The organism is Paracoccus pantotrophus (assembly GCF_008824185.1).
Taxonomy (GTDB): domain Bacteria; phylum Pseudomonadota; class Alphaproteobacteria; order Rhodobacterales; family Rhodobacteraceae; genus Paracoccus; species Paracoccus pantotrophus.
In genome coordinates, this window is record NZ_CP044423.1 from 295,064 (window position 1) to 309,455 (window position 14,392).

The 14,392-nt window shown below is 69.1% G+C and carries 13 protein-coding genes and 1 riboswitch; of the genes, 8 read left to right on the forward strand and 5 right to left on the reverse strand.

Going from position 1 to position 14,392, the window contains the following annotated elements:
- The first annotated feature begins 23 nt into the window (after positions 1–23).
- Genes rpiA through hflC form a run of 4 tightly spaced genes read left to right on the forward strand, consistent with a single transcriptional unit; the run spans position 24 to position 4,519 of the window.
- The gene (gene rpiA, locus ESD82_RS01400) at positions 24–758 is read left to right on the forward strand and encodes a ribose-5-phosphate isomerase RpiA (protein ID WP_407672800.1); all 735 of its coding nucleotides are present in this window, start codon (positions 24–26) and stop codon (positions 756–758) included.
- Positions 755–2,155 (forward strand): glutathione-disulfide reductase, encoded by a 1,401-nt coding sequence (gene gorA, locus ESD82_RS01405; RefSeq protein WP_024845645.1) that lies wholly within the window; start codon positions 755–757, stop codon positions 2,153–2,155. The genes rpiA and gorA overlap by 4 nt, the downstream gene beginning before the upstream one ends.
- 58 nt (positions 2,156–2,213) lie before the next feature.
- On the forward strand, positions 2,214–3,419 hold the full coding sequence (hflK, locus tag ESD82_RS01410) for an FtsH protease activity modulator HflK (RefSeq protein ID WP_024845644.1): 1,206 nt from the start codon (positions 2,214–2,216) through the stop codon (positions 3,417–3,419).
- The gene (gene hflC, locus ESD82_RS01415) at positions 3,419–4,519 is read left to right on the forward strand and encodes a protease modulator HflC (RefSeq protein ID WP_024845643.1); all 1,101 of its coding nucleotides are present in this window, start codon (positions 3,419–3,421) and stop codon (positions 4,517–4,519) included. Before hflK ends, hflC begins: the two co-directional genes overlap by 1 nt.
- A gap of 85 nt (positions 4,520–4,604) precedes the next feature.
- Here the strand turns inward: hflC and ESD82_RS01420 are convergent, their stop codons facing one another.
- Positions 4,605–5,795 (reverse strand): AI-2E family transporter, encoded by a 1,191-nt coding sequence (locus ESD82_RS01420; protein ID WP_147428389.1) that lies wholly within the window; start codon positions 5,793–5,795, stop codon positions 4,605–4,607.
- Positions 5,796–5,987: 192 nt separating this feature from the next.
- Positions 5,988–6,119: riboswitch (TPP riboswitch) on the forward strand.
- A 62-nt stretch (positions 6,120–6,181) separates the two neighbouring features.
- Between ESD82_RS01420 and ESD82_RS01425 the strand changes: the two genes are divergently transcribed.
- On the forward strand, positions 6,182–6,826 hold the full coding sequence (locus ESD82_RS01425; RefSeq protein WP_244314479.1) for a TenA family protein: 645 nt from the start codon (positions 6,182–6,184) through the stop codon (positions 6,824–6,826).
- 3 nt (positions 6,827–6,829) lie between these two features.
- On the opposite strand, the gene ESD82_RS01430 is transcribed toward ESD82_RS01425, so the two are convergent.
- Both ESD82_RS01430 and ESD82_RS01435 read right to left on the reverse strand, forming a co-directional pair.
- A complete protein-coding gene (locus tag ESD82_RS01430; RefSeq protein ID WP_147428387.1) occupies positions 6,830–7,303 on the reverse strand; it encodes an NUDIX hydrolase in 474 nt (157 codons plus the stop codon).
- Between the two features lie 72 nt (positions 7,304–7,375).
- Positions 7,376–7,696 (reverse strand): TIGR02300 family protein, encoded by a 321-nt coding sequence (locus tag ESD82_RS01435; RefSeq protein WP_024845639.1) that lies wholly within the window; start codon positions 7,694–7,696, stop codon positions 7,376–7,378.
- A gap of 148 nt (positions 7,697–7,844) precedes the next feature.
- Between ESD82_RS01435 and ESD82_RS01440 the strand changes: the two genes are divergently transcribed.
- Positions 7,845–8,528 (forward strand): M48 family metallopeptidase, encoded by a 684-nt coding sequence (locus ESD82_RS01440; protein WP_147428385.1) that lies wholly within the window; start codon positions 7,845–7,847, stop codon positions 8,526–8,528.
- 45 nt (positions 8,529–8,573) lie between these two features.
- On the forward strand, positions 8,574–9,218 hold the full coding sequence (locus ESD82_RS01445) for a GntR family transcriptional regulator (RefSeq protein ID WP_024845637.1): 645 nt from the start codon (positions 8,574–8,576) through the stop codon (positions 9,216–9,218).
- 158 nt (positions 9,219–9,376) lie between these two features.
- On the opposite strand, the gene ESD82_RS01450 is transcribed toward ESD82_RS01445, so the two are convergent.
- Together ESD82_RS01450 and ESD82_RS01455 are read right to left on the reverse strand one after the other, a co-directional pair.
- On the reverse strand, positions 9,377–11,443 hold the full coding sequence (locus tag ESD82_RS01450) for a TRAP transporter permease (protein WP_147428384.1): 2,067 nt from the start codon (positions 11,441–11,443) through the stop codon (positions 9,377–9,379).
- Between the two features lie 83 nt (positions 11,444–11,526).
- The gene (locus tag ESD82_RS01455) at positions 11,527–12,525 is read right to left on the reverse strand and encodes a TAXI family TRAP transporter solute-binding subunit (RefSeq protein ID WP_024845635.1); all 999 of its coding nucleotides are present in this window, start codon (positions 12,523–12,525) and stop codon (positions 11,527–11,529) included.
- 248 nt (positions 12,526–12,773) lie between these two features.
- On the opposite strand from ESD82_RS01455, the gene ESD82_RS01460 reads away from it, so the two are divergent.
- Positions 12,774–14,288: an inorganic phosphate transporter gene (locus tag ESD82_RS01460; RefSeq protein ID WP_147428382.1), complete on the forward strand. Its 1,515-nt coding sequence runs from the start codon at positions 12,774–12,776 to the stop codon at positions 14,286–14,288.
- Positions 14,289–14,392 lie beyond the last annotated feature (104 nt).

The following is a 14,392-nucleotide window of genomic DNA, read 5'->3' on the forward strand; positions in this document are numbered from 1 at the left end:
TGCCGCCTGCCATTCAGCCAAGGATTCCCGCCATGACCGATCCCGCCATCACCGATCTTTCCAAGGATGCCGCCGCCCGCGCCGCGGTGGCGCTGGTCGAGCCGGGGATGCGGCTGGGGCTGGGGACCGGCTCGACCGCGGCGATCTTCGTGCGCCGCCTGGCGCAGCGGGTCAGGGAAGAAGGCTTCGCGCTGCGCTGTGCCGCGACATCGAAGGCGACGGCGGAGCTGGCCGTCTCGCTGGGGCTGGCGATCGAGGAACTGGACGCTATCGGCTGGCTGGACCTGACCATCGACGGTGCCGACGAGGTGGACCCGGACCTGAACCTGATCAAGGGCGGCGGCGCCGCGCATCTGCGCGAAAAGATCGTCGCCACCGCCTCGGACCGCATGGTGGTGATCGCCGACCAGGGCAAGGTGGTGGACCGGCTCGGCGCCTTCCACCTGCCGGTCGAGGTGATTCCCTTTGGCTGGCAGGCGACCAGGACGCTGATCCAGCGCGCGCTGGACCGGCTGGAACTGACCCAGCGGCCGATCCTGCTGCGCAAGCGCGGCGACCAGCCGCTGCTGACCGACGAGGGCAACCTGGTGTTGGACCTGGCGCTGGAATCGATCCCCGATGCCGAGGCGCTGGCGGCGGAACTGTCCTCGATTGCCGGGATGGTTGAACACGGGCTGTTCCTGAATATCTGCGACCTGGCGATCATCGGCTGCCCGGACGGCTCGGTGGTGGAATTGCGGCGCGAGGACATGGCATGAAATTCGACTACGACCTTTTTGTCATCGGCGGCGGTTCGGGCGGGGTGCGCGCGGCGCGGATCGCGGCCAGCGAATACGGCGCCCGCGTCGGCCTGGCCGAGGAAAGCCGCATGGGCGGCACCTGTGTCATCCGCGGCTGCGTGCCCAAGAAGCTGATGATCTTCGCCTCGCAGGCCGGGGCGGCGGCGGCCGAATCGCGCGGCTATGGCTGGCAGGGCGCGGATCAGGGCCGCTTCGACTGGGCCGAGTTCCACGGCAAGCTGCTGCGCGAACTCGACCGGCTGGAGGGCGCCTATACCTCGGGGCTGGCGAATGCCGGGGTCGAGATCCACATGCAGCGCGCCCGGCTGCACGACGCGCATACGGTCGAACTGGCCGACGGCCAGCGCCTGAGCGCCAAGCATATCCTGATCGCGGTCGGCGGCCGGCCGCAGCGCCCCGACATTCCCGGCAAGGAACTGGGGCTGATCTCGGACGACCTGTTCACGCTCGACAGGCTGCCGGGCCGGGTGCTGGTGGTGGGCGGCGGCTTCATCGCCTGCGAATTCGCCACCATCCTGCAAGGGCTGGGCAGCGCCACCGTGCTGGCCTATCGCGGCGATGCGGTGCTGCGCGGCTTCGACGGCGAGATGCGCCGCCACGCCACCGAGCAGCTGCGCGCCATCGGCGTCGATGTGCGGCTGAACACCAACCCGGCGCGGCTGGACCGCGAGGGGGCGGGCGTCCGCGCAAGCTTCGAGGACGGCGAGAGCGAGATCTTCGACGCGGTGATGTTCGCCACCGGCCGCGCGCCCTATACCAAGGGCCTGGGGCTGGAAGACGCCGGCGTCAGGCTGGGCCGCAGGGGCGAGATCGCGGTGGACGAGTGGTCGCAAAGCTCGGTGCCCTCGGTCTTTGCCGTGGGCGACGTGACCGACCGGGTGAACCTGACCCCGGTCGCGATCCGCGAAGGCCACAGCTTTGCCGACACCATCTTCGGCGCCCGGCCGCGCAAGGTCGACCACCGGCTGGTGGCCAGCGCCGTCTATACCCGCCCGCATGAGGTGGCGACCATCGGCCTGACCGAGGAAGAGGCCGAGGCCTGCGGTCCCGCCGACATCTATGTCGCCAGCTTCCGGCCCATGCGCTCGCTTTTCGCGGGCTCGGATGCGCGGGCGGTGATGAAGCTGGTGGTGGACGGCGAGACCGACAAGGTGCTGGGCTGCCACATCTTCGGCCCCGAGGCCGGCGAGATGATCCAGATGGTCGCGGTGTCGATGGGCATGGGCGCGACCAAGGCCGATTTCGACGCCGCCATCGCCGTGCATCCGACCCTGGCCGAGGAGCTTGTGACCATGCGCAAGCCCTCGCGCCGCGTGGGCGCGGCAAAAATGGACAAACCCGCGGCATCGGCTTGATTTTCCGGCCGAAGGCACCAGTTTCAACCAGACAGACATCAAGCGAGGCACGAGAGGTATGGCAGGACAAGGCCCCTGGGGCGGCGGCGGAGATGACGGCAAGGGCGGCAGGCAGCCGCCGCAAGGGGGCGGCCAGCCCCCGTGGGGCAGTCCGGGCGGCGGCAGGGACGACCGGCCGCAGGGTCCGCGCCGCGGCGACCAGATCCCCGAGATCGAGGAACTGGTGCGCAAGGGCCAGGACCGGCTGCGCGTGCTGATGGGCGGCAAGGGCGGTGGCGGTGGCAACCGCGGCGGCGGCCCGCGCCGGCCGCAGGGCCCGCAATTCCAGATGAGCCGCGGCACCTGGGGCATCGCCGCCTTGGCCGTGCTGGCGGTCTGGGCCTTTTCCAGCTTCTACACCGTCAAGCCCGAGGAACGCGCGGTCGAGCTGCTGTTCGGCAAGCCCGTGGGCACCGGCGAGCCGGGCCTGAACTTCGCGCCCTGGCCCGTCGTCACCGCCGAGGTGGTGCAGGTCTCGGGCGAGCGGACCACGGAAATCGGCACCGGCCGCGCCGGGCCGATGGATTCGGGGCTGATGCTGACCCGCGACCAGAACATCGTGGACATGGCCTATCAGGTGGTCTGGAACATCTCGGACCCCGAGAAATTCCTGTTCAACCTGGCCGATCCCGACGACACCATCCGCGCCGTCTCGGAATCCGCCATGCGCGACATCGTGGCGCGTTCGGAACTGGCGCCGATCCTGAACCGCGACCGCGGCGCCATCGCCGACGACCTGAAGCTGGCGGTGCAGAACACGCTGAACGACTACGAGGCCGGGATCAACGTGCTGCGCGTCAACCTGGACCGCGCCGACCCGCCGCGCGAGGTGATCGACAGCTTCCGCGAGGTGCAGGCCGCCCAGCAGGAACGCGACCGGCTGGAGAAAGAGGCCGACGCCTATGCCAACCGCGTGCTGGCCAGCGCCCGAGGCGAGGCCGCCGCCGTGATCGAACGCGCCGAGGCCTATCGCGCCGAGGCGGTGAACAACGCCGAGGGCGAGGCGGCGCGCTTCAATTCGGTCTATGACGAATATGTCAAGGCGCCGGAGGTCACGCGCCGCCGGATGTATCTGGAAACCATGGAAAAGGTTCTGGGCGGGGTGAACAAGGTCATCCTGGACGGCGAGGCCGGGCAGGGCGTGGTGCCCTATCTGCCGCTGGATCAGCTGCGCAGCGGGGCCTCGGGCTCCGGCAACACCAATACCGGCGGGGGGAACCAGTGATGAACCGTGCAATCTCGCTTCTGGCGCTGCCCTTCCTGGTCGTGGTCGCGGTCCTGGTGATCTCGGCGCTCTATATCGTCGACGTGCGCGAAAAGGCCCTTGTCCTGCGCTTCGGCGAGGTGGTCGAGGTGCGCGAGGAACCGGGCCTGGGCATCAAGGTGCCCTTCCTGGACAACGTGGTGAAATACGATGCCCGCATCCTCGGTCTGCCGACCCCGCCGATGGAGGTCACGCCGCTGGACGACCGCCGCCTGGTGGTCGATGCCTTCGCGCGCTGGCAGATCACCGACGTGGTGCAGTTCCGCCGCGCCGTGGGCGCCGGCGGCATCGAATTCGCGCAGCGCCGGCTGGAGCCGATCGTGACCAACGCGATCCGGCAGGTGCTGGGCTCGGTACCCTCGACCACGGTGCTGTCGGACGACCGCACGCCGCTGATGAACCGCATCCGCGACCTGGCGCGTGACGACGCCCGCGACCTGGGCATCCGGGTCATCGACGTGCGCCTGACCCGGACCGACCTGCCCGAGCAGAACCTGACCGCGACCTATGCCCGGATGCGGGCCGAACGCGAGCGCGAGGCCGCCGACGAGATCGCCCGCGGTGGCGAGGCCGCGCAGCGCGTCCGCGCCGCTGCCGACCGCACCGTGGTCGAGCTGACCTCCGAGGCGCGCAAGCGTGCCGAGGTGGTGCGCGGCGAGGCCGATGCCCGCCGCAACGCCATCTATGCCGAGGCTTTCGGCCGCGATCCCGAGTTCTTTGCCTTCACCCGCTCGATGACCTCCTATGAGCGGGCGCTGAAGGGCGAGAACAGCTCGCTGGTGATCCAGCCGCAGGGCGAGTTCTTCGACTACCTGCGCAATGACGGCGCGGACCGGGCCAATCCGGTGCCGGTGCCCCGGCCGGCCTCCACCCCTGCCGCATCGGACGAGACCGAGACCCAGGGCGCGCTGGCACCGGGCGAGGCGGTCGCCCCGACCGAGACCAATCGCGAGGGCGAACCGCTGGGCGCCGGCGCCGGCGTGACGCTGACGCCGCTGCCGGAATCGCTGGCCAGCCCGCCGCAGGAAGAGCCGGTGGTGCCGCCGGCCTCGGCCGACTGATCCGCGTAACGAACGGCACAAAAGGAAAGGCGGGACGCATCCACGTCCCGCCTTTTTCATGTCCCGCCTTTCATTCAGGCGCCGGTCACTCCAGCCCGATGAGCTTGCTGTCCTGGCGCTGTTCCTCTTCGGAAAGTTCGCGCTGCCATTCCCGCCAGATCGAGACCAGCAGCGCCATCAGCACCGGGCCGACGAACAGCCCGACGATGCCCATGGTCTTGACCCCGCCGATCAGGCCGAAAAACGTGGGCAGGAACGGCAGCTTGACCGGGCCGCCGACCAGGACCGGGCGGATGGTCTTGTCCACCACGAACAGCTCGCAGGTGCCCCAGATGAACAGCGCCGCCCCCTCGACGGGCGAGCCGCTGGCCACCAGATAGGCCGAGACCAGGGTGAAGGACAGCGGCGCCCCGCCGGGGATCAGCGCCATGAAGCCGGTGATGACCCCGAAGGTCACCGGCGAGGGCACGCCGGCCAGCCAATAGGCGACGCCCAGGATCACCCCCTCGCCGATGGCGATCAGCGTCATGCCGGTCACGGTCGAGCTGATGGTGGCCGGCACGACGCGGGACAGCCGGCTCCAGCGGTCGGGCAGGATGCGGCGGCCGACCTGGTCGATCTGCGCCACGATCTTGTCGCCGTCGCGATACAGCACGAACAGCGTGATCAGCATGAACAGCAGGGTCAGCGCCAGGTGAAAGGCCAGCGTTCCCGCCGTCACCGCGCCGCGATAGATCGCGCCGATATTCGAGCCGCTGACCAGCTGCACGATCTCGCTGATGCCGCCGGGTCGGCCGATATAGGTCTGCCAGTTCTCGTCCAGCCAGTCGCCGACCTGCGGCAGTTCGACCATCCAGCCCGGCGTCGGCGCGCCCGAGCTGTTGATCAGGATGGCCCAGTTGATCCAGTCGCGCAGTTCGCGGAAGGCATAGATCAGTGCCATGGCGATGGGGATCAGCAGGAAGCAGACCAACACCAGCACCAGCAGCGTCGCCGCGCCGGTGCGGCCCAGGTTCAGCTGATGGGCCGCGCGTTCGCGCAGGGGCCAGCTGGCCAGCGCGATCACCATGGCCGCCAGCACCGGCACCAGGAAGCCGTGGAAGAAATAGATCGAGGCCGCCACGATGGCCAGCAGCAGCCAGCGCGCGGCCGAGATATTGGTCAGCAGGGGAGGCCGGTGCAGCCGCAGCCCGACCTGTTTCGGGCTCTGCCGCGGTGCGGCGGGATCGTTCAGCTCTGTCGCGGTCGTGGGTTTCGGCATTTCGCCTGTCGTCATGGTCCCGATCCTGGCAGGGGACGGGGTAGTGCCCGCCCTGCCGTAACGAGATAACATCTGGCCCCCGGCTGCAAGCTGGAATGCCGCCTCGGGCCCGGCCAGCCACGCATTTCGCGGCTCACGATTCTGTGGGCGGAACGATGCCCGCCGCGCCCTGCGGGAGGTGACAGCCGCCGCCCTCCGCGCTAGTCTGGCGCCACCAAGGGGAGCCCCGGCAAGGGGCTGAGAAACCGCTGGCCTTACGCAACCTGGCGACGGGCGGCGCGGTGACCCTTCGAACCTGACCCGGATCATGCCGGCGGAGGAATGGGAATGATCGACCTGCCTTTTGCCGGCCTTAACCGCAAGGCCGCCCGCAGCGACGGCCTTGCCCCAGCCATGAGGGCATGATGACCGAAAGCTTCTTCGAAACCCTGCGCCGGGAATGTGCGACGGAATGGTCCGCCGCCGTCGGCCACCGCTTCGTGCGCGAACTGTGCGACGGCAGCATCGCGGATGCGGTGATGGCGCGCTACCTGGTGCAGGACCACCGTTTCCTCGACGCCTTCCTGACGCTTCTGGGCGCGGCCATCGCCTCGGCCGACCGCTTCGAATCGCGGCTGCGCTTCGGGCGCTTCGCCGGCATGGTCTCGGGCGAGGAGAACGACTATTTCCTGCGCGCCTTCGCCGCGCTCGGCGTGGGCGAGGCGGACCGTGCCGCCATTCCCGACAGCGCGCCCATGGCGGGATTCCAGGCGCTGATGCGCGAGGCGGCGGCGACGCGTGCCTATCCCGCCGTGCTGGCGGTGCTGAACGTGGCCGAGGGGCTTTATCTCGACTGGGCCATGCGCGCGCCCAAGCCGCTGCCCGAGAATTTCGTCCACGCCGATTGGATCACGCTGCATGACAACCCGTTCTTTCGCGATTTCGTGGGCTTCCTGCGGGATGAGTTCGACCGCGCCGGACCCGAGGCCGCAGAGCAGGCGCGGGATTTCTTCCGCCGCGCGGTCACGCTGGAACTGGCATTTTTCGACGATGCCTATGCAGTTTAGCCGTCAGTCCTCGATGATTTCGATGTCGGGCGGGCTGCCGGGCGGCCCGCTTGCGCGATAGTCCAGCACGATGCGCGCAAGTCCGGCCGGGGCCAGCCGCTCGGATGTGTGGCGCATCTCGTCAAGGCTCCACCAGCGAAATTCGCGGATGGTGCCGGCCTCGGGGGCGTCCTGGACCGCCGGGGTGAAAGCGGCGGTCTCGATCAGGAAATAATCCTCGGCTTGCCGCCAGCGCCGCTGGTGCAGCGTCATCGCCACGCGGCGGCGCCAGACCAGCGGGCCCAGGGCGGGCAGGGCGAACCCCAGTTCCTCGGCCAGTTCGCGGCGCAGGGTCTGTTCCGGCGTCTCGCCCGGTTCCGCGCCGCCGCCGGGGGTGATCCACCAGTCGCCGCCACCGTAATCGACCCGCATCAGCAACACCCGGTCCTGCGGGGTCAGCAGGATGGCGCGCATGGCCTGTCTGTCGATGGTCCGCATCGTCCTTGCCATGAAAAAAAGGCCCCGGCGGCGCGGTCGCGCTCCGGGGCCTGGGTTGGTCAGGAAAGGGGGTTATTCGTCGTCATTGTCCGGCACGTCGGCGATGTCGTCCAGCGACATGTCGCCGTCATCGTCATCGTCCAGCAGATCGTCGTCCAGATCGCCGGTATCGGCGTCATCGTCCAGATCCTCGTCATCGGCCAGATCTGTCTGGTCCGTGTCACGCGAAGCGGTCTTTTCCGAGATCAGCGAGCGCGAGCGGCCGTTGGTCAGGCTTTCCACGGTAAATTCCGCGCCGCAGGCCGGGCAGGTCATCGGATCGTTCATCAGGTCGTAAAAGCGCGTCGCGCAATGGGGGCAAAGGCGTTTCGTGCCCCATTCCTCTTTGGGCATGGTGTTCTCTTTCTGCCGCGTTCAGCTAAATCCGCTGTCCCCTGCCACAGCCGGGGCAGGCTGTCAAAGCCTTTTCCCCCTTGCGGGCGGCCGGTGGTGCGGGGGAAAGATGGGCAGAGGCACGGCCCTTCGCAAGATGGGGGAACGGATGGACAGGATTCTGGTCGGTGGCGACATCCCGGTGACGCTGCGGCGCTCGGCCAGGGCGCGGCGCATGACCCTGCGCGTGGTGCGCGCGGGGGGCGAGGTGGTGCTGACCCTGCCCAGCCGCGCCAGCCTGTCGGACGGCCGCGCCTTTGCCGAATCGCGGACCGAATGGCTGCGCCAGACCCGCGCCGGGATGCGGCCGCTTTGCGCCGTGGAACATGGCGCCCTGCTGCCGGTCGAGGGGCGCCCGCGCCGGATCGTGCCCCATGACGGGCGCCGGGTCGAGCTGTCGGACGCGCTGTTGCTCGTGCCGCAGCGTCGCCCCGCGGGCCTGCTGGTCGAGGTCTGGCTGAAGCAGCTGGCCCAGGCGCGGCTGATCGCGGCCTGCGACCGCCATGCCGCGGCCCTGGGGCGCGGCTTCCGGGCGCTGGCGCTGCGCGATACGCGCTCGCGCTGGGGCAGCTGTACCCATGACGGGCGGCTGATGTTTTCCTGGCGGCTGGCCATGGCGCCGCCCGAGGTGCTGGACTATGTCGCCGCGCATGAGGTGGCCCATCTGCTGCACATGGACCATTCGCCCGCCTTCTGGGCCGCGACCGGCCGGCTGATGCCCGATTATGCGCGCCATCGCGACTGGCTGCGCCGGCACGGGCATGAACTGCTGGCATGGCGCTTTCGTCCCTGATCGGGGCGGCTTGACGGCGCCCGGATTTGTGATCACAGATGGCGCATGACAGCTTCGCGAACCTCGGAAAGTTCGGCCCATGAGCGGCTTTATCGCAACCTGCGCCAGCGCATCATGCTGGGCGAATTGCCGCCCGGCCTGCCGCTGACCCTGCGCGGCATCGCCGCCGAGCATCGCGTCTCGATGACCCCGGCGCGCGAGGCGGTGCGGCGGCTGGTGGCCGAGGGGGCGCTGTCGCTGTCCTCCTCGGGGCGGATCGCGACGCCGGAACTGTCGGTTGAGCGGATCGAGGAGCTTGCCGCGCTGCGCGGGCTGATCGAGCCGGAGCTGGCCGCCCGCGCCCTGCCGCGCGCCCACCAGGCCCTGATCGAGCGCATGGCCGTCATCAACGCCGCCATCGGCGAGGCGGCCGAGCGTCACGATGCCGTGGGCTATATCCGCACCAACCTGGAGTTCCACCGCCTGCTTTACCTGCGCGCCCAGGCCCCGGCGATGCTGGCCATCGTCGAGACGGTCTGGCTGCAGCTCGGCCCGACCATGCGGGCGCTTTACGGCCGGATGAAGCGCAATGAGCCGCCGCGCCATCACCGCATGATCCTGGCCTCGCTGCGGGCCGGGGACGAGCCGGGGCTGCGGCTTGCCGTCCGTGCGGATGTGACGCACGGGTTGCGTCATCTGGGATCGACCTAGGCTCGGCGTGCTTGTCAGCAGGCGCCGCAAGGCGCCCGCTGGAAATGCCCTGCCTGATCTGGGGACAGCGGCGCGGCGGCGACCAGGACCGGCAGACCGTCCATGCCGGCCCTGGTGCCTTGCGGCGGATCGGGGTGCCCCGCGGCCTATTGCGCCGCTTACCCGGCCGGTTCCGGGGTGGGGCCGGAGCGCCCGGCGAGATACTGCCGCAGCAGCACCATGCCGAGGATCGCGGCGCCGATGGCGGTGGAAACGATTTCGGGTGCGATCATCATCAGTGCCGCGGCGGGCAGCAGCATCCGCTCGACCAGCAGCAAGGGCCCCAGCATCCAGTTGGTGATCGCGGCCGACAACGCGATGATGCCCAGCACGGCGCCCGAAAAGGCCAGCAGGAAATCGGGCAGGGTGAAGGATTGCGTGACCAGCAAGAGCGAGGGCGAGAAGACGAAGACGAAAGGCACCATCGCCTTGCCCATGGACAGCCGGAAGGCGGTGTTGCCGGCCTTGAAGCCGTTGGCCCCGGCGATCCCGGCCCCGGCATAGGCGGCCAGTGCCACCGGCGGGGTCACGTCGGCCAGCACGCCGAAATAGAACACGAAGAAATGCGCCACCAGCGGCTCGATATTCATCATGCCCAGCACCGGCGCGGCGACGGCGACCATGATGATGTAATTCGCCGTCGTCGGCACGCCGCAGCCCATCAGCACGCAGACCACCGCGGTCATCAGCAGCGTGAACAGCAGCGTCAGCGTCTGGATGCTGAGCAGCTCGAAGGGCAGCACCGCCAGCAGGCCATGGAAGGAGGTGGCCCAGTCCTGCGCCACGCTGGTGACCATGAAGGCGATCTTGAAGCCGACGCCGGTCAGGGTCACGACGCCGATCACCACCCCGACCAGCGCCGCGGCCGCGGTCACGGCCAGCGATTGCCGGGCGCCGGCGACGAAGCCCTCATAGATGCCGGCGGCGGTTTCCTTGACGCCCTCGATGGCGCCCGACGCCATCACCCGCTGGATCAGATAAACCGCCATGCAGGCGGTGATGGCCCAGAAGGCCGACAGGAAGGGCGTGCGGCCCGACATCAGCATCCAGACCAGCAGGACCAGCGGAAAGACCGACAGCCAGCCCTCGCGCAGCACCTTGCCGGCCTTGGGCAGCTCCTCGGCGCGCAGGCCGCGGATGCCCAGCCGCTTGGCTTCCAGGTGGACCTGGACCAGCACGCCGAAGAAATGCATGAAGGCGGGCACCACGGCGGCGATCAGGATGGTGCGCAGGGGGATGCCCAGGTATTCGACCATCAGGAAGGCGACGGCGCCCATCACCGGCGGCGTGATCTGCCCGCCGGTCGAGGAGGCGGCCTCGACCGCGGCGGCGAAATGGCGCTTGAAGCCGATCTTGATCATCGCCGGGATGGTCAGCGCCCCGGTGGTCACGGTATTGGCGATCGACGAGCCCGAGATCGTGCCCAGCATGGCCGAGGACACCACCGAGACCTTGGCCGGCCCGCCGGCGAAGCGGCCGGTCAGCGCGGTGGCCAGGTCGATGAACAGCTGCCCCAGGCCGATCTTCTGCGCCATCACCCCGAACAGCACGAAATGGAACACATAGGTGGCGATCACCCCCAGCGCGGTGCCGTAGATGCCCTGCGAGGTCAGGTAGAGATGGTTGACGATATTGGCCCAGTCCGCTCCGGGATGCACCAGGATGCCCGGCATCGACTTGCCGAAATAGGCATAGGCGATGAACAGCGCCGCGATGACCGGCAGCGGCCAGCCCATTGAGCGGCGCACCGCCTCCATCAGCACGACCAGCAGCACCGTGCCCATGGCGATGTCGATCGCCAGCGGGTTGCCGACGCGGAATTGCAGCTGGGCATAGATCCACGGCACGTAGAAGGCGCTGACCGCGCCGCCGATGGCCAAGAGCCAGTCCGTCACCGGCACGCCGAGGATGGCGAAGCCGTCGGTCCTGTGGCGGTTGCGCGCCAGGAACGAGAAGCTGAGATAGACGATGAACAGCGACACGCCCATGTGCAGCCCGCGATGCGTGGTCGCGCGCGGGATGCCGAAGCCGGCCGTATAATAGTGATAGGCCGCAAGCAGGAACAGGACGATCCCCGACAGCACGGCGATGGGGCGCGTCACGGTGCGGAAACGCGCCTCGGGATCGTATTCCTCTTCCAGGGCGCGAAGCTCGTCGTCGGTAAGCGGGCGGGTTGGCTCGGTCATGCGGTTTTCCTGCCGTTCGGTTCAGGGGCAAAGGACGCGGACCGGGGGGCCGGCCGCGTCCTTTCGTCAGCTTGCGGCCAGGCTCATTCGAGCTTGCCGGCCTCCTTGTAGAAACGCTCGGCGCCCGGATGGAAGGGGATGCCCGCGCCCTCGGTCGCATTGTCCAGCGTGATCAGCTTGCCCTTGGCATGGCCGGCGGCGAACAGCTTTTGCGTATTCTCGTTGTAAAGCGCCTGGGTGATGCCGTGGATCAGCTCCTCGGGCTGGTCGGCGCTGGTCACCAGCTGCGCCCCGACCGAGATCGTGGCGACATCGGCATCCTGGCCTTCGTAGGTGCCGGCCGGCACGGTATCGGCGGCGAAGAAGGTGTAGGTTTCGCGCAGCTTGTCGACCTCGGCGCCGGTGATCGGCACCAGCACCACGTCATGCTGGCTGGCCAGCTCGGCGATGGCGCCGGCCGGATAGCCGCCGACGAAGAAGAAGGCATCCATGGCGCCGTCGCGCATCCGGTCGGCCGCCTGGTCGGGCTTGAGATATTCGGGCCGGATGTCGGATTCCGACAGGCCGAAGGCCTCGAGGATGATCTTGGCATCGACCAGCGTGCCCGAGCCCGGCTCGTCCAGCGACACCCGCTTGCCCTTGAGGTCGGCGACCGAGGCGATGCCGGCATCGGCCCGCGCGACCAGGTGGATGCTTTCGGGATAGAGGTTGGCGATCAGCCGCAGTTTCTCGACCGCCGGCTGGCCTTCCCACAGCCCGGTGCCGGTCTGCGCCCAATAGGCGACGTCGGACTGGCTGAAGCCCGCCTCCATCGCGCCGCCGTTGATGGCGTTCACGTTGCCGACCGAGCCGTTCGAGGCCACTGCCGTCGCCACCAGCCCCGGCACCCCGCAGGAGCCGCCATCCTCGCAGGCGCGCGAGCCGGGCGGGTTCGAGATCGCATTCGCGATCAGCCCGCCGATCGGGTAATAGGTGCCCGCCGTGCCGCCGGTGCCGATGCGGAAGAACGACATCTCCTGCGCCGCCGCGGCCTGGCCGAAGGCGGCGATGGCGAAGGCTGCGACGATTGTCCTGAGTCTCATGGCATGTCTCCGTTTTCCTCGTGGTCCGGGCCGAGGCTAGGCAGAGCCGGCACGCAAGGCAACCGCTGGATGCGCGAAGATGCGCCGCTCCCGCGACGTCTCGGCCCCCGGCTCCCGGTTTTTTGGGGGGCGGTTTTCGCGGGCCTGGCTGGCGGCGGTGGCGGGCGGATCTGTTCTTCCGGTGCCGGCGCCGTCTTGATATGGGGCCGATTCCCGCCTAGCACCCGGCCGGAGCAGAAAGGCGGAACATGTCTGACAAGGATTTCGAGCCGCGGCACCTGGAGACGCTGGACCGCGATCTCGGCCGCTTCGCGCATATCGAGGCGGCCACGGCCTATATCGCCCGGCCGCTGGTGGCGCCGGGGATCGGCCTGGTCTTCGTCATCCTGGCCGGGCTGGCCGCGGCGGTGCTGCTGGGGCAGAGCGGCGAGACGCTGATCGTGGTCACGGCGGCGGTGTTCGGCGCCTATATGGCGCTCAATATCGGCGCCAATGACGTGGCCAACAATATGGGCCCGGCGGTGGGGGCCAATGCGCTCAGCATGGGCGGGGCCATCGTGATCGCGGCGGTCTTCGAAAGCGCCGGCGCGCTGATCGCCGGGGCCGACGTGGTCTCGACCGTGGCCAAGGGCATCGTCGCGCCCGAGGCGCTGGACACGTCCGCGACCTTCGTCTGGGCGATGATGGCGGCGCTGCTGGCCTCGGCGCTGTGGGTGAACCTGGCGACCTGGATCGGGGCGCCGGTCTCGACCACGCATGCCGTGGTGGGCGGGGTCATGGGCGCGGGCATGGCCGGGGCCGGCCTCGGCGCGGTCAGCTGGGAGCAGATGGCGGCGATCGCGGCCAGCTGGGTGGTCTCGCCGCTGCTGGGCGGCGTGGTGGCGGCGGGCTTTCTGTGGTTCATCAAGAGCCGCATCATCTATCGCGAGGACAAGATCGCGGCGGCCCGGATCTGGGTGCCGGTTCTGGTCGGCATCATGGCGGGCACCTTTGCCGCCTATCTGGTGATGAAGGGGCTCAGGCAGCTGGTCGATATCTCGATGGGGGCGGCGCTGCTTCTGGGCCTTCTGGTGGGGCTGGGCTGCTGGCTGGCGATGATCCCGGTGACGCGGCGGCAGTCCGCGGGGCTGGAGAACCGCAACAAGTCGCTGAAGGTGCTGTTCGGCATCCCGCTGGTCGCCTCGGCGGCGCTGCTGAGCTTTGCGCATGGCGCCAATGACGTGGCCAATGCGGTCGGCCCGCTGGCGGCCATCGTGCAGGCGGTGCAGACCGGCGATTTCAGCGGCGAGGTGACCATTCCGCTGTGGGTGATGCTGATCGGCGCCTTCGGGATCAGCTTCGGGCTGAGCCTGTTCGGGCCCAGGCTGATCCGCATGGTCGGCAGCGAGATCACCCGGCTCAACCCGATGCGGGCCTATTGCGTGGCGCTGTCGGCGGCGATCACGGTCATCCTGGCCAGCGCGCTGGGGCTGCCGGTCAGCTCGACCCATATCGCGGTGGGCGCGATCTTCGGCGTGGGCTTTTTCCGCGAATGGGATGCCGAGCGGCGGCTGAGGCAGGCCCGCATGGCCGTTCCCCGGCCCGCCGACCTGCCCGCCGCCGATCTGCCCCCCGCCGACCTGCCCCCCGACGAGCGCCGGCGCCGCAAGCTGGTGCGCCGGCTGCACGTGCTGACCATCGCCGCCGCCTGGGTCGTCACCGTCCCCGCCGCGGCAATGCTCTCGGCCATCCTCTTCCTCGTCCTGCGCCAGATCGCAGCCTGATACCCCCGACAACAAAGACCAATCAGCAGAAGAACAGAAAGGGGCAGCGCAGGGAAAGGCGGACCGGAATTGCTCAGGGGAAACGGAAAATCGCTTCTGGCTGC

Bases quoted from the DNA above. Each gene is read 5' to 3' on its own strand.
- gorA (WP_024845645.1), top strand. From the start codon at position 755: ATGAAATTCGACTACGACCTTTTTGTCATCGGCGGCGGTTCGGGCGGG.
- hflK (WP_024845644.1), top strand. From the start codon at position 2,214: ATGGCAGGACAAGGCCCCTGGGGCGGCGGCGGAGATGACGGCAAGGGC.
- hflC (WP_024845643.1), top strand. From the start codon at position 3,419: ATGAACCGTGCAATCTCGCTTCTGGCGCTGCCCTTCCTGGTCGTGGTC.
- ESD82_RS01420 (WP_147428389.1), bottom strand. From the start codon at position 5,795: ATGACGACAGGCGAAATGCCGAAACCCACGACCGCGACAGAGCTGAAC.
- ESD82_RS01425 (WP_244314479.1), top strand. From the start codon at position 6,182: ATGATGACCGAAAGCTTCTTCGAAACCCTGCGCCGGGAATGTGCGACG.
- ESD82_RS01430 (WP_147428387.1), bottom strand. From the start codon at position 7,303: ATGCGGACCATCGACAGACAGGCCATGCGCGCCATCCTGCTGACCCCG.
- ESD82_RS01435 (WP_024845639.1), bottom strand. From the start codon at position 7,696: ATGCCCAAAGAGGAATGGGGCACGAAACGCCTTTGCCCCCATTGCGCG.
- ESD82_RS01440 (WP_147428385.1), top strand. From the start codon at position 7,845: ATGGACAGGATTCTGGTCGGTGGCGACATCCCGGTGACGCTGCGGCGC.
- ESD82_RS01445 (WP_024845637.1), top strand. From the start codon at position 8,574: ATGACAGCTTCGCGAACCTCGGAAAGTTCGGCCCATGAGCGGCTTTAT.
- ESD82_RS01450 (WP_147428384.1), bottom strand. From the start codon at position 11,443: ATGACCGAGCCAACCCGCCCGCTTACCGACGACGAGCTTCGCGCCCTG.
- ESD82_RS01455 (WP_024845635.1), bottom strand. From the start codon at position 12,525: ATGAGACTCAGGACAATCGTCGCAGCCTTCGCCATCGCCGCCTTCGGC.
- ESD82_RS01460 (WP_147428382.1), top strand. From the start codon at position 12,774: ATGTCTGACAAGGATTTCGAGCCGCGGCACCTGGAGACGCTGGACCGC.